Below are 21123 nucleotides of genomic sequence, written 5' to 3'. Positions count from 1 at the left end.
GGGAAGCTCCGGGGTGGACGAGGCCGCCCCCGAGGTGGCAGGCATCACTTGGGGACCCCCACGACGGTGCCTTCCTTGATGCCCTTGCCGGACACCTCGACCTTGCTGTCGGCGAACATGCCGAGCTTGACCGGGCGGTACTCGGTGCCGTCCGCGGTGACGACCTCCACCGCGTAACCTCCGCCGCGCTGCGCCACCAGGGCGCTCACGGGGACGACGAGGACGTCCTCGCGGGACTCGGCCTTCAGCGTGACCTGGACGGCGGCGGCCTGGTAGCGGCCGAGGCCCTTCTGGTCCTTCACCGTCAGCTCGACGGGCAGGGTGGCCTTGTCGTCGGAGTCCCCGGAGCCGGAGTCGCCGGATCCCGAGCCGTCGGCGGAGTCGTCGCCCTTGGAGGTGGAGGGCGTCCCGATGTCCGTGACCTCGGCCTGGACGGTGGTGTTGTCGGGGAGTTCGACGGTGACCTCGGTGCCCTTCTCGACCAGGTCCTCGAACTGCACGTCGAGGTCGACGCCGACGATCCGCTCGGTGCCGGTCCAGGAGAGGACGCTGCCGCTCAGGGCGGCGCCGGGCGAGGCCTTCACGTCGGCGACGCGCCGTGCGCCGTCGGCGACCACGGCGTCCCCCGCGGCCACGGTGCCGGTCTCCTCGCGGTTCAGGTCGTCCTGCCACTCCTTGACGGCCTCGGCGGTCGCGGAGTTGTACGTCTCGTCGACGGTGAAGCCCGTGTAGCCGAGGGCGCGGAGGTTCTTCTCCAGCATCTCGACGTCGTCGCCCTCGCTGCCGGACCGCAGGGTGCGGTACAGCGGGAACGAGCCGTACAGAAGCGGGATCCGCTGCTGGTCGACGCGGTACACGGTGTCGCCGCGTTCGATCCTCTTGCCCTCCTCGGGCACCCAGGTGACGATGCCGTCGCCCGCGCTCCCCGCGCCGGAGGTGCCTTGCCCCGACTGGTCGGACTGGCCGGACTGGCCTTGGCCCGACTGGTCCTGGCCCGACTGTCCTTCGCCCGTGCCGGACGCCGAGGCCGGTGCCTGCACGGTGGTCGCGTCGCCGTAGCCGAGGTTGCCGTCGACGGTCTCGGTGTCGGTCAGCGTCGTGCGTTCCACCTTCGCCGTGGCCGGCGGGCCCGAGGGCGCGGAACCCCCGGAGTCGTTGCCGTCGCCGCCGATGGCTCCGGTGGCGGCGACACCGGCCGCCGCGGTCACGGTGATCGCGGCGAGCGCGATCAGCGAGGTGCGCAGCGGGCGGCGCCTGCGGCCGCTGCCGGTAGGCGTCCCGTCTTCGGAACCGTCGTCGGAGCCGTCGTCCGACGCGGTGTCCGGCGCGGTGGCGGGTTCCGCGGTAAGCGATGTTTCGAGGTCGCGGGTGTGCGGGCGGTTGTCCGGGGAGGGTTCCTCGGCGGTGTCGACGGCTCCGGGCCGCTTCGTCGACACCTCACCGGAGCTGTGCCGTTCCAGCGCGCCGGACGGCTCGCCCGCCACGGACAGTGCTTCGGTCTCGTCGCGGCTGGTCACTGCGGGACGCCTCCCCCTTGACCGTTGTTCATCATCATGCCGCCGCCGGGGTACTTGCTCTGGCAGGCGCCCATGGCCTTGGTGAACTCAGGGCCGCCCGGGGTGATGCCGGTGCCGTTGATGTCGATCTTCATGTTGCTGCCCTCGATCTCCGGGTCGGGGAACTTGGGGAGCCCGTTCTCGCGCAGGCACTTCGCCCAGGCCGACACCTTCCCCGAGTCGAGGGCGGCGCCACCGCCACCGCCGCCGCCCAGGCCCTGCGGGGCCTTGTCGCGGCAGGCCTCCTCGGCCTTCTTGAACGACTCGGAGTTCGGATCGACGCCCTCGCCCGGGGTGAGCCTGACGCCGCCGGTGTCCTGCTGCGGGTCGGGGTAGTCGGACGCCCCGTTCTCGCGCATGCACTTGGAGTACGCGAGTCCCTGGTCGAAGGGGCTGGTCGGGGAGGCGGACGAGTCCTTGTCCGACGAGGCGGCGGAGGAATCCCCCGAGCAGCCCGTGAGGACGGCTCCGGTGACGAGGGCGGATGCGGCGACGAGTGCGGGTGCGATGGCTCGCTTGCGTGCGAATGCTCGCTTGTGTGAGGTGAACATGGACCCAACTTCTACGCGGCGGGCGGTCACACGGCGGGCACAAAGCGGGGCGTCCGCACAGTGCCCTGACGGGTACGGGCTCACGCGCCCGGGCAGGCCTGAGCGGCCGCGCACGCGAGGTGTGCGGCCGTTCCGGTTCCGGCACGGGGCACGCGGCCGGGGAACCCGGTCAGGTCTCCGCCCGCTCCGGGCTCCCCCGCGTCGGCGTCCCGCGCCACGCGGTGTGTCTGCGCTGCTCCTCCGGTGTGCAGTCGATACGTTTCACGGTCGCCTTGAGCAGCGGCGGTGCCATGACGGAGGTGACCACCGCGACGAGCACGATGATCGTGTACGTCCTGGTGTCGAGGATGCCGAGCCGCAGTCCGACCATGGCGACGATGATCTCGATGACGCCGCGGGCGTTCATTCCCGCGCCGAGCGCGAGGGCCTCCCAGCGGCTCAGTCTGCTGAGCCGCGCGCCGATGTAGGCGCCCGCGAACTTCCCGAGGACGGCGGTGGCGAGCACGATCAGCGCGGCCCCGAGCACCGCCGGTTCGGTGAGCGCGCGCAGGTCGATGCGGAGCCCCGCGGTGGCGAAGAAGACGGGCGCGAGGACGGCGAGGACGACCATGCGCAGCGACACCGTGCGGGCCCGGTCGAACTCCCCGCTGGAGCCGATGAGCATGCCGCACAGGTACGCCCCGAAGACCGCTTCGAGACCGAGCGACTGCGTGCCCGCCGCCGCGAGCAGGATCATCGCGGCGGCCGCGGACACCGTCCGCTCGTCCGACCCCTTGCACAGCCGCAGGGCTCTGCGTACGAGCGGGCGGCCGATGAGCAGCGCGATCAGGAGGACCAGCAGGAGCGAGCCGATGGCCTCGGCGAACACGCCCGCGGTCAGGCCGCCGACGGTCATCGCGGAGACCACGGAGAGCATGAGCCAGCCGAAGGTGTCATCGATCATCCCCGCGGCCAGCGTGAGTTGGCCGACGTCCCGGTGGATGAGGTCCATGTCCATCAGCGTCTTGGCGATGACGGGGATGGCGCTGACGCACATGGCGACGCCGAGGAAGAGCGCGAACATCTGCCGGTCGGACGCGCCGATGCCGAGCATGCGGGCCAGCGGATAGCCGAGGCCGATTCCGAGGGCGAGGGGCACGAGCAGCCCGGCGAGGCTGACGCGCAGTGCCGTGCCGCCCCTGCGGCGGATCATCCGCAGGTCCATCTCGATGCCGGTGAGCCCGACGAGGAGGAGGACCGCGATCTGTCCGACGGCGTCGAGCAGGTGCACCTGCGCCGGGTCCGACGGCAGCAGCCACGCCGCGGCGTCCGGCGCCACCCAGCCGAAGAGGGACGGGCCGAGGAGTACGCCCGCACTCAACTCCCCCACGATGGCCGGGAGTCCGCAGCGCGTGGCAAGCCTGCCGAGCATGATGGCGAGGAGCAGCAGCACGCCGACCTGCAGCAGGAAGATGAGCAGGGGGTGTGCCGCGATCGGCGGCACGGGGGCGGCCGACAGCAGTTCGGCGGCCGCGGGTGGACCGGCGGCAAGCACGGCGTTCACCCGCCCCGTTCGGAGAGGACTCCCACGGCCGTTTCACCCGGGGCGAGTTCGGCGTAGCGCCGGAAACCGTAGAGCAGGGCGCTCTCGTGCCGCAGCCGCTCGACCGAGCGCACCGCCCCGACGACGATCACATGGTCGCCGGAGGGATGGGTGCGCTCCACGGAGCACTCGGCGACGGCGTGCGCCGCGTCGACGAGCGCGGGGCTGCGCCCGCGGCCGAAGGGCCGCCAGGCGACGCGCTCGAAGCGGTCGGGCGCCCCGGACGCGAAGAGCGCCGCGACCCAACCCGCCTCGCCGTGCAGCAGGTTGACCGCGAAGGCGCCGCTGTCGGTCACGGCTCTCAGCGTCGGGCTGCCGCTGCGCAGACACGTCAGGAGCGTCGGCGGGTTCACGCTGAGGCTGCACAGCGAGGAGCACGTCATTCCCCGGGGCCCCGCACTGCCGTCCCGGGCCGTCACGACCGACACACCGGTCGGGAACGACGCCATCATTTCGCGGAACTCGATGTCCATGTGCCTCGGTCACACCCCGTCGCGCATGCGTTTGAAGTAGTCGTTCTGCGTGGGCAGCGTGCGGACCAGCGACCGCGCCTGGTCCCGGATGGCCTGGAACTCGGCGAGCGCGGCCTTCTCGTCGATGAGGTCGAGGGCGGGCGAGGGCCGGACGGGGATGCCGCCGGTGCCGAGCAGGATGCAGTTGTACGAGTAGGGCGGCAGGCCGTGGTAGCGGGGGTAGACCGTGCCGGTGTCGGGGACCTTGCTCTCCCACAGCTCCAGGCGCTCGGCGAGCGCGTCGGGCACGATGCGGGTCTTGGTGTCGCGCCAGTACTGGTTGTCCGCGCGCTTCGCGCCGCGGTAGTGCAGGACGAGGAACTCCCGTACGCCGTCCATGACGTTCATCAGCGCGCTGTTGTACTGCTCGCGCAGGGTGAGGTCCCAGTCGGCCGCCGGGTAGTACTTGACGAGCTGCTCGATCGCGTAGTGGATGAAGAAGATCCCGGTCGACTCCAGCGGCTCCACGAAGCCGCTGGACAGGCCGATGGCCACGCAGTTGTTGACCCAGGAGCGGCGGCTGCGGCCGATCCGCATCCGGATGTGGTTGGCGGATACGTCGGCCGCGGCGGGGCCGACGAACGCGCGCAGGGTGCGTTCGGCCTCCTCGGGGTCCATGTAGTCGCGCGCGTAGACGTAGCCGGTGCCGATCCGGCTGACCAGCGGGATGGTCCAGATCCATCCGGCGTCCTGGGCGGTCGCGGTGGTGCAGGGGCGGAGTGGTTCCTTGTCCATGTCCATGGGGACCTGGAGGGCGACCGCGCTGTCGTTGGGCAGGGTGTCCTGGTAGGAGACGAAAGGTTCCTCGAGCGCCTTGTTGATCAGCAGGCCGCGGAAGCCCGTGCAGTCGACGAAGAGGTCGCCTTCCAGTCGCCCGTGTTCGGCGGTCTGCACGTGCGAGAGCCAGCCGCGCTCGTCGAGTCCGGCGTCCACGACGTTGTCGACGACGTGCCGTACCCCGCGCTGAGTGGCGTACTTCGTCAGGTACTTGGCGAGGAGGTGCGCCTCGAAGTGGTAGGCGTACGGGAATTGGGCGCCCTGATACTCGGCGATGGTGTTCGGCGACGCCTCGCCCTCGACGAAGTCCTGTTCCAGGAGCCGGTTGTCGAGGTAGCGGGGGCTGCGGTTGCCGTCGATGAGGGAGGCCATCACGAAGCAGTCCACGTCGAACCGGTCGCTCGTGGGGTACCGCAGCCACCAGTCGGTGAGGGGGAAGCCCTTGACCGACCTGAGCTGCTCGAAGGGGTGGTAGAAGTGGTGCCCGGGCTCGCGCCAGTCCTCGAAGCGGACGGCGAGTTTGTACGTGGCGTTGCAGGCGGGCATCCAGTCCCGCTCGGCCAGGCCGAGGAACTCGAAGAAGTGCCTGATGTCGCTGAACGTGGCCTCGCCGACGCCGATGGTGCCGACGTCCGCCGACTCCACGAGCGTGACGTTGATCCGGTCGCCGAAGGCCGCCGTCAGATACGCGGCGGTCATCCAGCCGGCCGTACCGCCGCCGACGATGACGACGTCGCGTACGGGAGCATGCGTCATTTCCCCACCCCACTGTGATGTTTGAGCGATGTGTGAGCACCGATCGGTATGAAGTCCTAGCGGCCGCGCGCGTCCCCGCCGCTCAGCGTGATCGCGCCGGCCGGGCATCTCGCGGCGGCGCCGCGCACGGCCGCGGCCGAGCCCGCTTCGGGCCTCGCCGCTTTGAGCAGCACCTTCCCGTCGTCCTCGGACTGGTCGAACACGGCGGGCACGTAGCTCATGCACAGACCGGAGCCCGCGCACCTGCCGCGGTCGACGTGTACCTCCATCTCTCCCCTTCCCCCTCTCCTTCCTCGCCGGGCCTCCCTGGTCTCACCAGGTGACCGGTAGCCGTTCCACCCCGTACGCGGTCGAACGGACCCGGAATTCCACGTCCTGTACGGGCACCGCGAGCCGCAGTCCGGGAAAGCGCCGCAGCAGCGCCGAGTAAGCGATGCGGAGTTCCATCCGGGCCAGCGCCGCGCCGATGCAGTGGTGGATGCCGTGCCCGAAAGCGACGTGCGGCACGGGTTCTCTGGTCAGGTCGAGCCGGTCGGGCTCGGCGGTCAGGTGCGGGTCGCGGTTGGCCAGCGGGATCGAGCAGACGACGGTGTCGCCCGCTCTGATCAGCCTGCCGCCGAGGGTGATGTCCTCGACGGCGGTGCGGGGCGTGGGGGCGTGCGGCACCGACAGGTAGCGGAGCAGCTCCTCGACGGCGCGGTCCAGGGCCGCGGGATCGTCGCGTACGAGGGCGAGTCGGGCCGGGTCCTCCAGGAGGGCGAGGGCGCCGAGACCCAGCATTCCGGAGATGTTGTCGAGGCCGGCGAGCATCAGCAGGACGCAGATGCCCCGCAGCTCCTTGTCGGTGAATTCGCTTCCGTGGTCGCGGACCAGCATGCCGAGGAAGCCGTCGTCGGGGTTCTTACGCTGCCGGGCCACCAGGGCGGCGAGGTAGCGGGTGAACGCCGACCCGGCGGCCGTGCGCTCCTGTCGGCCGCGTCCCGTGGCGAGGTGGGCGTGGCAGCGGCGCAGGAAGTCGTCGCGGTCGTCGCGGGGCACGCCGATGAGTTCGCAGAGCACCGGGCCCGGGATCGCCGACGCGTAGAGCTCCGCCAGGTCGGCGGGGTGCCCGGCCCGCTCCATGGCGTCGAGGCGTTCGGCGACGATGGTCTCGATGCGCGGCTGGAGCCTGCGCATGCGCCGTACCGTGAACTCCGGCGTGAGCATTCTGCGCAGCCTGGTGTGTTCGGGCGGGTCGTAGTCCATGAGGAGCCCGACGCCTTCGTCGGGCCGCTCCCCTTCGCTGTCGGCGGGCTCGCGCGAGCCGAAGCGGCGGCGGGTGGAGAAGCGGGTGTGGTCGCCGAGGACCCTGCGCACTTCCTCGTGTCCTGTGACGAGCCACAGGGGCTCGCCGCCCGCGCCGGGTGCCAGGCTGACGCGGGTGACGGGCCCGTCGGCGGTGAGGCGCCGCAGGTCGTCGGCGGGGTCGAAGTGCGTGCGGCGGGTGTGCAGCGGTACCGGTGTGCTCTCGTGCGGCATGTCGCCCCTTACCCCTTACCAGGCCACCGGCAGCGTCTCCACGGCCTTCGACGTGAAGCGGAGTTCGTCGCGCGGCGCGGCGAGCCGCACCCCGGGGAACCTGCGCAGCAGTTCCGCGATCGCGATCCGCAGTTCCATCCTGGTCAGCGGTGCGCCGAGGCAGTAGTGGATGCCGTGTCCGAACGCCATGTGGCGGCTGTTGTCCCGGGTGATGTCGATGGGCTCCGTCGGCTCCCCGGGCGAGCGGGTGTTGTTGGCGCCGAGCAGCGAGCAGGCGACCGGCTCCCCCGCCTTGACCGTCCTGCCCGCGAGGGTGACGTCCTCCCGGGCGGTGCGGGGTGAGGCGTGCGAGATGATCGAGACGCTGCGGATCAGCTCCTCCACCGCGTGGTCGATGAGTTCCGGGCGCTCCTTGAGCAGGGCGAGCTGGTCCGGGTGTTCCAGGAGGGCGAGGATGCCCAGCCCCAGCGTGCCGCCCACGTTCTGGATGAAGGAGGCGAGGAGTGTCGCGGCGGTGCCCGTCAGTTCGGCGGGTGTGAGGTCGTCGCCGTGGCGCTGGATGAGCCGGCCGAGCAGGTCTTCGCCGGGGTTGCGGCGCTTCCGTGCCGTGAATTTGCTGAGGTAGACGAGGTACGAGTTGCCCGCCGCGTCCCGCTGGTCCCTGTCGGGGTTGTCGATGCGGTTGGTGTCGAGATGGCGGGCGAGTTCGGCCTGGTCGTCGCGGGGTATGCCGAGCAGCGCGCACCCGATGAGGCTGGTGGTGGGCCACACGAAGTGCGGTACGAGGTCGATGGGTTGCGCGGCGCCCTCCATGGCGTCGAGGCGCTCGGTCACGATGCCCTCGACGAGGGGTTCGAGGACGCGCACCCGGCGGAGTGTGAACTCGCCGGTGAGCATCTTCCGCAGCCGGGTGTGCTCGGGCGGGTCGTAGTGCAGCAGGTTGCCGGGCTGCACGAGGCGCCGGGAGTCCTCGATGTTGTCCGCGGGCGGCAGTGTGGTGAAGCGGTCCGAGTCGCCGAGGATCGCCCGCACCTCGTCGTATCCGGTGGCGAGCCATGCGCGGTCCAGCGTCCCGGGAGGGGTGGTCTCGACGAGCGGCGACTGCTCGGTTTCGTCCAGTGGCTTGGGCATTTCTCGGAATCCTTTCGCCCTTTCACACGAGTCTGAATTCGGCTCCGCACACCCGTCAAGGATGTCCAGGAAGCCGCGCTCACCACCGCACGAGGAGTTCGTCGACGCCATAATTGGGCGTCCAGGTGCGGAAGCGGATTTCTTCGGCCGGCACGGCGAGGCTCAGCTTGGGGAACCGGCGAAGGAGCGCCGATATCGCGATGCGGAGTTCCACGCGGGCGAGGACCGCGCCGATGCAGTGGTGGACGCCGTGGCCGAACGCCAGGTGTCCGGAGTTGTCGCGGGTGATGTCGAGCGTGTCCTGCGGTGCGCCGTTCGCCATGGCGCCGCCTGCCGGGTCGCGGCTCACCGCGAGCAGGGAGCAGATCACGGACTCGCCCGCCCTGATCAGCTGCCCGCCCACGGTCACGTCGACGAGGGCGGTGCGGGGTGTGGCGTTCTGCACCGACGAGACGTAGCGGATGAGTTCCTCCACGGCGGAGTCGAGCAGGTCGGGCCTGTCCTGGAACAGGGCGAGCTGGTCGGGGTGTTCGAGGAGGGCCAGCGGGCCGAGGCCGAGCATGCCGCCGATGTCCTCGAGGCCGGAGCCCATGATGGCGGCGGCCATGCCGGTCAGCTCTTCGTCGGTGAGGTCGTCGCCGTGCCGCCGGATGAGCATGCCGAGCAGGTCGTCGCCCGGGGCGCGGCGCTTCTGCCGGACGAGCCTGTTCATGTACGTCATGTACGCGTTGACGGCGGCCCGTTGGCGTTCGCGTTCCTCGCGGCTGGTGTGCCGGCCGAAGCCGGTGCCGGTCCTGCTGATGTTGAGGTTGCGGGCGAGCTCGGCCGCGTCGTCGCGGGGTACTCCGAGCAGCGCGCAGCCGACCAGGCCGGGGATGGGCCAGGCGAAGTGCCGCACGAGGTCGGCGGGCCTGCCCGCCCCCTCCAGCGCGTCGAGGCAGTGCTCGACGATCTCCTCGATGAAGGGTTCCAGCCTGCGGATCCGCCGCATCGTGAACTCGGGGGTGAGCATTCTGCGCAGCCGGGTGTGGTCCGGCGGGTCGTACTGGCGCAGATTGCCGACCTCGATCTGGCGTTTTCCGCCGTTCCTGCCGTCGTCGGGCGGCAGCATGCTGAACCGGTCGTCGCCGAGGATGGCCCGCACCTCGTCGTAGCCGGTCGCGAGCCAGTGGCGGCTCGGGGCGCGCCCGCCGGTGTCGAGTTCGACGAGCGGGGTGTGCGCGCCGATTTCGACGAGTTCCGGTACGGGTTCGATGCCGTCCCTGCGGGTGTGCGCGGACGTGCTCACTGCCTTCGACATTCGGGGGCCCTTTCGCCCTTTCCGGGTGGCGCACCGCATTCCGCCGTGTCGGGAATACCGTGTCGGGAATGCGGTGCCGGGAATTCCCTTTCCGTCACACCTTTCCGGTGCCGTCACTCCTTTCGGTGCCGTCACTCCTTTCGGTGCCGTCCGCGGACCGGAGCTTGTCCGCGATGACCCCGCCGATCCGTGCCGAAGGCGCGGGCTGCAGCATCGTGTAGTGGCTCGCGGCGATGTCGTGGGACTCGATGTTCCCGGCGACGTAGGGCCGCCAGCTGTCGCCCGGGGCCGCCGGGGTGACCGCGGGCCGGTCCTCCGTCGCGACGAAGAGCAGCAGGTCACCCGCGGAACGGCGCGGCGTGTGGCGCGGGGTGAGCCGTCCCACGTTGTCGATGACCTGGCGCATGTTGGCCCTGAGTCCCTCGTCCATGTCCTGCCCGATGTTTTCGTCGGGCGGCAGCCCCAGGTTGCTCGCGCGCGGCGCGGTGGTGCCGTCCTGGCCGTCCTCGGCCCGGGCGTCGCTGTACTGTGCCCCGCCGAACTCCTCGGGGTAGCCGTCGATCACCGCGAGGAGCTCGACCCGTTCGCCCTGTTCCTCCAGGTGCGTGGCGACGGCCTGGGCGATCAGGCCGCCGAGGGACCAGCCGAGCAGGTGGTAGGGGCCTTCGGGCTGGACGGTCCTGATCTGCTCCGCGTAGTCGGCCGCCATCTCCTCCAGGCTCTGCGGCAGCGGCTCCGGTTCGGCGAGCCCGCGGGCCTGTACGCCGTAGACGGGCCGGTCCTGCGGCAGGTGCCGGAGCAGCGCCGCGTACGCCCAGCTCAGTCCCGTACCGGTGTGCATGCAGAACAGCGGCGGGAGGTCGCCCTTGGGCCGCAGCGGCAGCAGCATCTCCAGGTCGCCGTGGTCACCGCCCGCACGGCGTCCGACCACGCGGGTTCCGCCGCGTCCCCTTCCGTGCAGGGTGAGCAGACCGTCGGCGGTCCGCCTGGCGCGTTCCCCGGTGTGCAGCATGCGGTCGCCTCCGGCCGTCGCGAAGGGGCAGGCGACGAAGCGTTGCCCGGTGAGGCCGGGGGCCTCCGCGTACCCGCGGGCGAGGGACGAGCCCGCGATGTACAGGTCGCCGGTGCCGCCGGGCGGAACCGGGCGCAGGTAGTCGTCCAGGACGTAGGCGCGCGCGTTGGGCACGGGGGTGCCGACAGGGGCACGGTCGGGCAGGGTCTCGCCCGGTCCCGTCCGGTGGTCGAGCCAGGGGCCTCCGGTCTCCGCCGCGCCGTGGGCGCTGACGAGGGTGGTCCGCGGGTGGGCGGCCAGCCAGGCACGGGTGTCGTCGACGGCCGGGGTGCCTCCGTTGTCGACCACGGTGACCTCGGCGAACGGCGCTTCGTCGGCGGCCCGTTCGTCGGCGGTGGACAGCAGGTCCCGGGTGGTGACCAGGTGTTGCGCGCCTCCCGGCCCGGCGGTCGGTGCCGCGTCCTCGCCCGGTACGCCGAGCCGGACGCCGCCGCCCGCGCACAGGGCGGAGAGCAACGGTGTCAGGAGCGCGGAGACCGGGGCCCGTACGTCGAGGAATGTCACCCCGTGGTGCGTGGGGGCGGCGTGCCGGTGGTGTACGGCGTGGTCGACGAGGGTGCGGTGTTCGACGACGGCGCCCGCGACGGTGCCGTCCGTGCCGTCCGGTGCCGGGGTGCCGAGGACGAGTGCCGCCTGGCGTGGCAGGGGCGTCGGCAGCGGCGGGTCGGTCTGCGGGGCCGCGCCGTCGGCGGCGGCGAGCCTCGGATCGTCGAGGAGCAGGAAGGGCACCGTCACGCCGTCGCCGAGGAGCGGGGCCATGGCGAACGTGCACACGAGGGCGGCGGGCGTGACCTGCCGCAGGCACGACGCCACGTCCTCCATGGGCCGGTTCGGGTCGGCGATCAGGCAGGCGGCGCCGGACCTGAGCACACCGAGGACCGCGACGACGAGGCCCGAGGTGGGCGGCAGGGCGAGGACCACGACGTCCTCCGCGCCGATGCCCAGGTCGGCGAGGCGCCGCGCCAGCTGCCCGGACGCGGCGTCCAGCGCGCCGTGGGTGAGCGGCCCGTCGTGATCCATGACGGCGACGGCGTCGGGGGCCAACGCAGCCTGTTCGGCGAGCAGCTCGACGACCGTGCCGTCCGGGACCGGCGCCGCGGTGGCTTCGCGGGGCTCGGTGACCTGGCGGCGCTCGGCCTCGTCAAGGAGGAGTTCCACCTGGCTGAGGCGCAGTTCGGGGTCGTCGGCCACCTGCTGGAGGACACGGGTGAGCCGCTGGGCGAGCGCGGATGCCGTGGAGCGGTCGAACAGCTCGGTGGCGTAGCGGAGCGTACCGTCGGCTCCGTCCGGGCCGCTGTCGGAGCCGTGCCGCTCGGTGAGGGCGACGACCAGGTCGGGGTGGGCGGCCGGGGTGCCCACCGGCAGGCGTGTGGTGCGCAGGCCCGGCAGCTCCGGCGACTCCCACATCTCGGCGGAGTCGCTGAGGATCTCCAGGACCACCTGGAACAGGGGGTGCCGGTGCCCGGCGGGCAGCGCGAGAGCGTCGGCGAGCCGCCCGAAGGGCACGTCCGGGTTCTGGACCGCGCGCTGGTAAGCGTCCCGTGCGCGGCCGAGCAGTTCGCGGTACGTGGGGTCGCCGGACGCGTCCGTACGCAGGACGAGCGGGTCGGCGAACGGCCCGACGACGCCGTCCAGGTCGCCTTCCTCGTCCCGGCGCGGCAGCACCGTGCCCAGGGTGAGGTCGGTGCCCGCGCCGAGCCCGGAGAGGAGGAGCGCGAGTGCGGCCTGCACCACCATGAAGAAGGTGGCGCCGTCGGCCTCGGCGATCTCCGCGAGCCTGATGTGCGTGGCGCTGTCCAGGGCCAGCGGTACCTCGTCGGCGCGGTGCGAAGGCAGCGCGGCCCGGGGCCTGTCGGCCGGCAGTTCCTGCTCGGGTTCGGCGTCCGCGAGGGCCTTCTTCCAGTAGGCGAACTGCTCGCCGATGAGGCTGTCGCGGTCCTCCTCGTCCCGCAGCATCTCCTGTTCCCAGAGCGCGTAGTCGGCGAACTGGAGGGGCAGCGGCGCCCGTTCGGGTGCGCGGCCTTCCCTGCGGGCGCCGTACGCGGCCGCCAGATCGCGGACCAGGACGATCAGCGACGCGTCGTCCGTGGCGATGCGGTGCACGACGAGGAGCAGCACGTGTTCGGTCTCCGCGACCGCGAAGAGGCGTGCCGTCCACGGCGTCTCACGGGCGAGGTCGAACTCGTGCCCCGCGTGGTCGGCGAGCAGCCGCGGCAGTTCTTCCTCGGTCGCGGCGGTCACGGGCAGGGCGGGGCGGGCGGCCTCGGCGTCGGGCTCCAGGACACACTGGCGTACGTCGTCGGTTCCGGCGGGAACATCGGCGCCGTCGGTCCCCGCATCGGGTCCGACGAAGACCGTGCGCAGGATGTCGTGCCGCGCCGCGACGTCTGCGAGCGCCGCTGCCAGCGCGTCCCTGTCGAGCCTGCCGCCCAGGCTGAGGGCGATGGACACCCGCTGGGCCGCGGAGCCGGGGTTCGCCTCGGCGAGCCGCCATGTCCGCAACTGCCCGGCGGTTACGGGTATTTCCTCCGGGTGGTCGACGGGGCGCAGCTCCGGAAGCTCCTTGGACGTGAGCATCCGGGCCACGCCGAGCGGTGTGGACTCGCCGAAGAACCGTCGCATGCTCAGCTCGCTGCCGAGCTCTTCGCGGATCCGCGCGGCGAGGCGCATGGCCAGGCCGGAGTCGCCGCCCAGGTCGAAGAAGTTGTTGTCGACGCCCACCCGTTCCAGGCCGAGGACCTCGGCGAAGAGCGCGCACAGGGTCGCTTCGAGTTCGGTCTCCGGCTCACGGCCCGAGATGCGCCCGGCGAAGTCGGGCCGGGGCAGGGCCGCGCGGTCGACCTTGCCGTTGCCCGTCAGCGGCAGCGCCTCCAGGACCACGACGGAGGCGGGCCGCATGTAGTCGGGCAGCGCCTGTGCCAGGTGGTCGTGTACGGACTGGATCTCCAGGTCCTTGGTCTCGGGCACGATGTAGCCGACGATGCGTTTGTCGCCGGGCCGGTCCTCGCGGGCGATCACCGCGGCCTGCCGCACCTCGGGATGCGCCGCAAGGACCGCCTCGACCTCCCCCGGCTCCACCCGGAACCCACGCACCTTCACCTGCTCGTCCGCACGCCCGACGAACGACAACTGCCCGTCGGCCGTCCAGCGGGCCAGGTCCCCGGTGCGATACATGCGGCCGCCCGCACCGAACGGGCAGGCCACGAACCGCTCGGCCGTCAGGTCCGGCCGCCCCACGTAGCCCCGGGCCACCCCGGGCCCGGCGACGTACAGCTCTCCCGTCGCCCCGACCGGAACCGGGTGCAGGAAGCCGTCCAGGACGTACGTCCGTACGTTGTCCAGCGGGCGGCCGATCGCCGGGGGCCTGTCCTGCGACCTGATGTTCTCGTCGACGGGTCCCGCGGTGGCCATCACGGTGGCCTCGGTCGGGCCGTAGGTGTTCCACACGCGTGCCTGTGCCGTCCATCGGCTGGCGAGGGCGGCGGTCATGAGTTCCGCGCCGAGGATCCAGTTGCCGACTCCGGGCACGGAGGCGGGGTCGAGCATGGTGAGCAGGGAGGGGACGACGCTGGCCGTGGTGACTCCGGCCGCCTCGATCATGTCCGCGAGCGCGGACGGCTCGGCCCGCTCCTCCGCGGAAGCGATCGCCAGCGTGCCGCCACCGGACAGCGTGACCGCCACATCCAGCACCGCCGCGTCGAAGCTGAACGACGCGAACTGCAACACCGAGACACCCGCGTCCACGCCGAGAACCGGACGCATCGCCGCCGCCAGATTCGCCACGCCACCATGCGCGACAGCCACACCCTTGGGACGACCCGTCGAACCCGACGTATAGATCACGTACGCCAGCCGCTCCGCAGACAGCCGCACGCCAACGGGGACCTCGGAGCACTCCGCGTCGTCCTCGCCGAGCAGCACGACCCGCGCCCCGCCGACCGCCACGCCCGCCAGGCTCTCCCCCGCACCCACCAATACACCCGCACCACTGTCGGCCACCATGAACGACAACCGATCAGCCGGATACTCCGGATCCAGCGGAACGAACGCACCACCCGCCTTCCACACCCCCAACTCCCCCACGACCATGTCGACACCACGCGGCAGACACAGCCCCACACGCGACTCAGGACCCACCCCCAGCCCCACCAACCGCCGCGCCAGCCGATCCGCCCGCACCTCCAACTCCGCGTACGACAAAGCCTCCTCACCACACCGCACCGCCACCGCGTCGGGCGAGTTCTGCACGTGTGCCGCGAACAGTTCGGGGATGAGGGTGTCCGGGTGGGACACGTCCGTGTCGTTCCACTCCTCCAGGACGCGTGCCCGGTCGGCGGTGTCGGAGAGCTGCAGCCTGCCGACTGGCGTCCCGGGGTCCGCGGCCATCTGCCGCAGCGCCCTCAGGAGCCGGTCGAGGAGTGCGTGGGCCGTCGGTTCGTCGAAGGCGTCCGGGCGGTAGGTCAGGCGCATCCGCAGACCGTTGAGCGGGTCCACGACCAGGCCGAGCGGGTAGTTGATCGACTCGCGCATGCCCGCTTCGGTGAGTTCCACGCCTGCGGGTCCCGGCTCGCGGTTGCTGCCGTCGCCCTGCGCGGACGGGTCGGACCCGGCAGTCCCAGCGGTTCCGGTGTTCCCAGCGGTCCCAGTAGTCCCGGTGGGGAAGCTCTCGAACGCCATCAGCGTGTCGAAGGTCGCTCCGCGGCCCGCCACGCGCTGGATGTCGCCGAGGCTGAGGTACTGGTGGTCCATCAGGGCGGACTGCCGTCCCTGGACGTCCGTGAGGACCTCCGCGACGGTCAGCGCGGGGGCGAACCGCACCCGTACCGGGACGGTGTTGATGAACAGGCCGAGCATGTTCTCCATGCCGGGCAGGTCGGCCGGGCGGCCGGCCACGGAGGCGCCGAAGACGACGTCCTGACGGCCCGCGAGCTGCCCGACGACCAGGGCCCAGGCGGTCTGGACGACGGTGTTCAGCGTCACGCCCTGGGCGCGGGCCAGTTCGCCGAGCCTGCGGTCGAGCGCCGGTCCCGCGACGGCGAAGACCTCGCCGGACGCGGCGTCCGGGTCGGTCGCGGCGACCGCGCCGGGCGCCATCGGGACGACCTGCGTCGGCTCGTCCGCGCCGGTCAGCTCCGCGCGCCAGGCCTCCTGCGCCGCCTCCTTGTCCTGCTGCCCCAGCCAGGTCAGGTAGTCGCGGTACGGGGTCACCGGGGGCAGTCCCGCCGCGGTGCCGCCGGCTTCGTAGCAGGCCCACAGTTCGCGGCGCAGGACGGGCAACGACCAGCCGTCGAGCACGATGTGATGGAGCGTCACCATCATGCGGTAGCGGTCCTGGCCCGTCCTGGCCAGGAGCACCTTCACCAGGGGCGGCTTCGCCAGGTCGAAGCCCTTGGCGCGGTCCTCCCTGCCGAGCCGTTCGGACTCCTCCCACGCCGCGTCGTCGTCGAGCTCGGAGAGGTCCTCCTCGCGCCACGGCAGGGTCGCCCGGTCGGCGACGACCTGCACGGACTGTCCGGAGCCCGCCACCTGGCGGAAGCCCACCCGCAGGCTGGCGTGCCGGTCGAGGAGCGCCTGCCAGGACGCGCGCAGGCGTGCCGCGTCGAGCGGTCCTTCCAGGCCCACGATCATCTGCTCGACGTAGACGTCGGTGCTCTGCCGGTCGAACAGGGCGTGGAAGAGGAGGCCTTCCTGGAGCGGTGAGAGCGGCCAGATGTCGACCAGGTCCGGTGCGGCCGTCTCCAGCTTGTCGATCTGGGGCTGGTCGAGGGTGACGAGCGGGAAGTCGGAGGCGGTGTGGCCGCCCGCGGTGGGCTCGTCGACGTGCGCGGCAAGTCCGGTCAGCATGGCGGCCCAGCCCTCGACCAGTACCCGGGCCGCCGTCTCGTCGAGCAGGCGGTGCGGCGCGTCGAGGCTGAGGGTGAGGCGGGGCCCGTCGGGGCCGTCGTGGACGACGCCCGCGAGTTCCAGCGGGTGCGCCACGGGGAACCGGCCGTCCGCGGGACCTCGGTCGTCGCTCACCGGTACGTCGGCGCTTCCGTCCGCCGGTCCCGACGGGATGCGGCCGAGGTAGGTGAAGCCGATGCGGGCGGCGGGCAGGGCGGCGAGTTCTGCGGCGGTCTCGAGGTTGAGGTGGCGCAGCAGGCCGTGGCCGAGGCCGTCGCCGGGGACCGCGCGCACCTGTTCCTTGACGCGCTTGACGGCGATGCCCGCGTCGGGGCCGCCTTCCCGCAGGTCCTCGAAGTCGGGCTTTCCCGCGTCGAGCCGCACGGGGTGGGTGCCGGTGAACCAGCCGACCGTGCGGGAGAGGTCCATGGTCTCGGAGAGGGCGATCCGGCCATGTCCTTCCACGTCCACGAGGAAGCCGCCCTCGGGCACGCCTCCGTCGGCCCACTCCGTGACGGCCGCGGCGAGTCCGGTCAGGAGCACGTCGTCGACGCCCGCGTGGAACGCCTCCGGTACGCCGGTCAGGAGCGCGGACGTGACCGGGGCGGGGACGGTGACCGACACGCGCCGCACGGTGTCGGCGAGGTCGAGGGCCGGGTCCGGGGCCAGGGCGGTGAACTGCGGGTCGGGGCCCTGGAGGAGCTGCGTCCACGCGTCGAGTTCCGCCGTCCGTTCCGCGCCGGTCGCCTGGTCGGCGAGGGCGCGGGCCCAGTGCCGGAACGACGTGGGCACGGGCGCGAGTTCGGGTGTGCGGCCCGCCGCGGTCGCGGCGCACGCCTGCTCCAGGTCGGGCAGCAGGATCCGCCACGACACGGCGTCCATCACGAGGTGGTCGACGACCAGGACGAGCCGCCCGGGGCTGCCGGGGCCCAGGTCGAGCCAGACCACCTGGAGCATGACCCCGGTCCGCGGGTCGAGCCGCGCCACCGCGGCGCGGGTCTCCTCGGCGACGATCCGGGGCAGTTCGTCGGGGGCCGTGCCGGTGGCGTCGTAGCGGCGTACGAACGACCCGGCGGGTACGGTGCCGGGACCGGACACGACGAGGCGCCGCTCCGGTTCCGTTTCGAGCCGGGCGCGCAGCACGTCGTGGTGGTCGACCACGGCTCGCACCGCGTCGGCGAGCGTCTCGGTGCTCAGGCCTGCCGGGGCCTCGACGACTGCGGTCTGGACGACGCGGCCCGTCGCCTCGGCGCCGACGCGGTCGAGCAGTTCGTGCATGACCGGTGTGAGCGGGACCTCTCCGGTGCCGGGGTCGCCGCCGCCCGCGGGCGTGGCCCGCGTCGGGACGGCGACGAGCGCGAGGGCTGCCGGGGTGCGGTGCTCGAAGACCTGGCGCGCGGTGACGGCGAGGCCCGCGCGGCGGGCGCCGGACACCAGCATCATCGACGAGATGGAGTCGCCGCCGAGCGCGAAGAACGAGTCATCGGCGCCGGCTCGTTCGATGCCGAGCACCTCCGCGAACAGGTCGCACAGGACGGTCTCGACAGGGGTACGCGGATCGCGGCCGCCTCGCACGGCGAGCTCGGGCGCGGGCAGCGCGGCACGGTCGAGCTTGCCGTTGACGGTGAGGGGCAGGGCGTCGAGGACGACCGTCGTCGCCGGGACCATGTAGGCGGGGAGGCGGGTGGCGGCGAAGGCGTGCAGGGCTTCGGTGTCGAGGTCGCGCGGTGTTCCGGAGCCGGGTTCCGCGTCCCCGGCCGTCGGCACCACGTACGCGACGAGGCGCTTGTCGCCCGGCAGGTCCTCGCGGGCGATCACCGCCGCCTCGCGCACGGACGGGTGCGCGGCGAGTACGGCCTCGACCTCGCCGGGTTCGATGCGGTAGCCGCGCAGTTTCACCTGCTCGTCCGCGCGGCCCGCGAACGACAGCTGGCCCTCGGCGGTCCAGCGCGCCAAATCACCGGTGCGGTACATGCGTCCGCCCTCGCCGAACGGGCACGCCACGAACCGCTCCGCCGTCAGATCGGGCCGCCCCACGTAGCCGCGCGCGACGCCGGGCCCGGCGACGTACAGTTCGCCGCTGACGCCCGGGGGCACCGGTCGCAGGAAGCCGTCGAGGACGTAGGTCCGCATGTTGCCGAGCGGCCGCCCGATGGGAGGCGGGGCGTCCACGGGCTTGATGCCCTCGTCGACCCGGCCCACGGTCGCCATCACGGTGGCCTCGGTGGGCCCGTAGGTGTTCCACAGCCGGGCCCGGCCCGCCCAGCGGCTCGCGAGGTCGGCGGTCAGCCATTCGCCGCCGAGGACCCAGTTGCGTACACCCGCGACGGTCTCCGGGTCCAGGGTGCGCAGCACGGACGGTACGACGCTGGCCGCTGCGACACCGGTCGCGCGGATCATGCCCGCGAGCGCGTCGGGTTCCGTGCGCTCCTCGGCGGACGCGATGGCGAGGGTGCCGCCTGCCGCCAGGGTGACGGCCACGTCCAGGACCGCGCCGTCGAAGCTGAAGGAGGCGAACTGCAGCATCACGACGCCGTCGCGCAGGTCGAGTGCGGGACGCATCGCCTCGGCCAGGTTCATGACGCCCCGGTGGGCGAGGGCGACGCCCTTGGGGCGGCCGGTGGAGCCCGAGGTGTAGATGACGTACGCGAGTTGCTCGGTGCCGACGGGCAGGCCGAGCGGCCCGCCGGGCTCCGCCGCTATCGCCCGGGCGGTCCGCGTCTCGTCGAGGACCACGACGCGGGCGGTGCCGTCGGGCACGTCGGCGAGGGTGGCCCCGGTGGCCAGGACGAGGTCGGCGCCGCTGTCCGTGATCATGTAGTGCAGCCGGTCGGCCGGGTGGTCGGGATCCAGGGGCACGAAGGCGCCGCCCGCCTTCCACACCGCGAGCTCCGCCACGATCATGTCGGTGCCGCGCGGCAGGCAGAGGCCCACGCGGCGTTCCCGGCCGACGCCGAGTCCGGCCAGGTGGCGGGCGAGCCGGTTCGCGCGCTCCGCCAGTTCGCCGTACGTCAGGACGTCGTCGCCGCAGCGTACGGCCGCCGTGTCCGGCGCCCTGCGGGCCTGCGCCTCGAACGCCTCGACGACCGAACCGGCGGCCAGTGGGCGCCCGGTCGTGTTCCAGCGCTCGGTCACCGCGGACCGCTCCGCCTGTTCCAGTACGTCGATGTCGCCCACGCGCGCCGCCGGGTCGGCCGTGACCTGTTCGAGGACCCGCACGAACCGCCGGACGACGGACTCCGCGGCGGTCCGGTCGAACAGGTCGGGCCGGTAGTCCAGCTTGAAGCGCATGCGGTCGCCGCCCGGGACGGCGACGAGGGTGAGCGGATAGTGCGAGGCGTCGCGGGACGCCTCCGCGGGCCTGATCGTCACGGCGTCGGGCCCGGGCTCGGGGCCCGCGGGCGGCAGCGGGTAGTTCTCGTACAGGACGAGCGTGTCGAAGACCGCGGCGGGCCCGGCGATCTTCTGCACCTCGGCGAGCCCGACGTGCTGGTGGGCGATCAGGCCGGACTGGGCTGCCTGCAGCCGCGCGAGGAGTCCGGCGACGGGCTGCGCGCCGTCGAGACGTACGCGCACCGGCAGCGTGTTGATGAACAGGCCGATCATCGATTCCACGCGCGGGAGTTCGGCCGGTCGGCCCGCGACGGTGGCGCCGAAGACGACGTCCGTGCGTCCGGCGAGGCGGGCGAGCACGAGCGCCCAGGCGCCCTGCACCACGGTGTTGACCGTCAGCCCGTTCGTACGCGCCAACTCGGTTACGGCGTGCGTGAGTTCGGCCGGGAGTTCCGTGTGGACGTGGTCGGGCAGCACCGGGGCGCGGCCCGGGTCCTTGGGTGCGACGAGCGTCGACCCGTCGGCGCCGGACAGCTCGGCGCGCCAGGCGTCGCGCGCCGCGTCCTTGTCCTGGCGGCCGAGCCACGCCACGTACTCGCCGTACGGTGCCACGCGCCCCAGCACGGAGGCGTCGCCGCCCGCCGCGTACACCTGGGACAGCTCGTTCAGGAGGACCGGCATCGACCAGCCGTCCATGAGGATGTGATGGAACGTCACGACGAGCCGGTGCCGCCGTTCGCCGAGCCGCACGAGCAGGAGCCGCAGCAGCGGCGGCACGGCGAGGTCGAACCGCTGCGCGCGTTCCCGGGCGGCGAGCCGGTCGATCTCGGCGAGCGCCTCGGGCTCCACGAGTGCGCTGACGTCCGTCTCGTTCCAGGGGAGCGCGACCTCGCGCGGGATGACCTGGACCATCCGGGCGCCGGTCACCGGGCGGAAGCAGGCGCGCAGCGCCGCGTGCCGGGTCAGCAGCGCCTGCCACGAGGCGCGCAGTCGAGCCGTGTCCACGGGCCCTTCGACGGCGAGGGTCGACTGCACGGTGTAGACGTCCGGGCCCTGGTCGTCGTAGGAGGCGTGGAAGAGCATCCCCTCCTGCAGCGGCGAGAGGGGCCACACGTCCTCGACGAGGGATCGGGGTCGGGTCGTCATCGCTCT

General features: G+C 72.5%; 10 protein-coding genes. All 10 read right to left on the bottom strand.

The window, feature by feature from the left end:
• Window positions 1-44: 44 nt before the first annotated feature.
• Complete coding sequence (locus NOO62_RS35965; protein ID WP_268774980.1) at window positions 45-1517, bottom strand: peptidoglycan-binding protein; 1473 nt, start codon at window positions 1515-1517, stop codon at window positions 45-47.
• On the bottom strand, window positions 1514-2107 hold the full coding sequence (locus tag NOO62_RS35960; RefSeq protein WP_268774979.1) for a hypothetical protein: 594 nt from the start codon (window positions 2105-2107) through the stop codon (window positions 1514-1516). Before NOO62_RS35960 ends, NOO62_RS35965 begins: the two co-directional genes overlap by 4 nt.
• Before the next feature lie 169 nt (window positions 2108-2276).
• Complete coding sequence (locus NOO62_RS35955) at window positions 2277-3641, bottom strand: cation:proton antiporter (protein ID WP_268774978.1); 1365 nt, start codon at window positions 3639-3641, stop codon at window positions 2277-2279.
• Between the two features lie 5 nt (window positions 3642-3646).
• Window positions 3647-4162: a flavin reductase family protein gene (locus NOO62_RS35950; protein ID WP_268774977.1), complete on the bottom strand. Its 516-nt coding sequence runs from the start codon at window positions 4160-4162 to the stop codon at window positions 3647-3649.
• Window positions 4163-4171: 9 nt separating this feature from the next.
• Window positions 4172-5734 carry a tryptophan halogenase family protein gene (locus NOO62_RS35945; RefSeq protein WP_268774976.1) on the bottom strand — a complete coding sequence of 521 codons (1563 nt, stop codon included), beginning with the start codon at window positions 5732-5734 and terminating at the stop codon, window positions 4172-4174.
• Window positions 5735-5790: 56 nt separating this feature from the next.
• Window positions 5791-6003: a ferredoxin gene (locus tag NOO62_RS35940; RefSeq protein WP_268774975.1), complete on the bottom strand. Its 213-nt coding sequence runs from the start codon at window positions 6001-6003 to the stop codon at window positions 5791-5793.
• A 43-nt stretch (window positions 6004-6046) separates the two neighbouring features.
• Window positions 6047-7252 carry a cytochrome P450 gene (locus NOO62_RS35935; protein ID WP_268774974.1) on the bottom strand — a complete coding sequence of 402 codons (1206 nt, stop codon included), beginning with the start codon at window positions 7250-7252 and terminating at the stop codon, window positions 6047-6049.
• 15 nt (window positions 7253-7267) lie between these two features.
• Complete coding sequence (locus NOO62_RS35930; protein ID WP_268774973.1) at window positions 7268-8383, bottom strand: cytochrome P450; 1116 nt, start codon at window positions 8381-8383, stop codon at window positions 7268-7270.
• Between the two features lie 79 nt (window positions 8384-8462).
• Window positions 8463-9683 (bottom strand): cytochrome P450, encoded by a 1221-nt coding sequence (locus NOO62_RS35925; RefSeq protein WP_268774972.1) that lies wholly within the window; start codon window positions 9681-9683, stop codon window positions 8463-8465.
• Window positions 9684-9777: 94 nt separating this feature from the next.
• The gene (locus NOO62_RS35920; protein ID WP_268774971.1) at window positions 9778-21117 is read right to left on the bottom strand and encodes an amino acid adenylation domain-containing protein; all 11340 of its coding nucleotides are present in this window, start codon (window positions 21115-21117) and stop codon (window positions 9778-9780) included.
• Window positions 21118-21123 lie beyond the last annotated feature (6 nt).

This window comes from Streptomyces sp. Je 1-369, assembly GCF_026810505.1.
Taxonomy (GTDB): domain Bacteria; phylum Actinomycetota; class Actinomycetes; order Streptomycetales; family Streptomycetaceae; genus Streptomyces.
The sequence above is the reverse complement of the archived record's forward strand: the minus strand, read 5'-3'. Positions and strand labels throughout refer to the sequence as shown.

Coding starts and splice junctions, on each gene's coding strand:
- NOO62_RS35960 (WP_268774979.1), bottom strand. CDS start 2,107: ATGTTCACCTCACACAAGCGAGCATTCGCACGCAAGCGAGCCATCGCA.
- NOO62_RS35950 (WP_268774977.1), bottom strand. CDS start 4,162: ATGGACATCGAGTTCCGCGAAATGATGGCGTCGTTCCCGACCGGTGTG.
- NOO62_RS35945 (WP_268774976.1), bottom strand. CDS start 5,734: ATGACGCATGCTCCCGTACGCGACGTCGTCATCGTCGGCGGCGGTACG.
- NOO62_RS35940 (WP_268774975.1), bottom strand. CDS start 6,003: ATGGAGGTACACGTCGACCGCGGCAGGTGCGCGGGCTCCGGTCTGTGC.
- NOO62_RS35935 (WP_268774974.1), bottom strand. CDS start 7,252: ATGCCGCACGAGAGCACACCGGTACCGCTGCACACCCGCCGCACGCAC.
- NOO62_RS35930 (WP_268774973.1), bottom strand. CDS start 8,383: ATGCCCAAGCCACTGGACGAAACCGAGCAGTCGCCGCTCGTCGAGACC.
- NOO62_RS35925 (WP_268774972.1), bottom strand. CDS start 9,683: ATGTCGAAGGCAGTGAGCACGTCCGCGCACACCCGCAGGGACGGCATC.
- NOO62_RS35920 (WP_268774971.1), bottom strand. CDS start 21,117: ATGACGACCCGACCCCGATCCCTCGTCGAGGACGTGTGGCCCCTCTCG.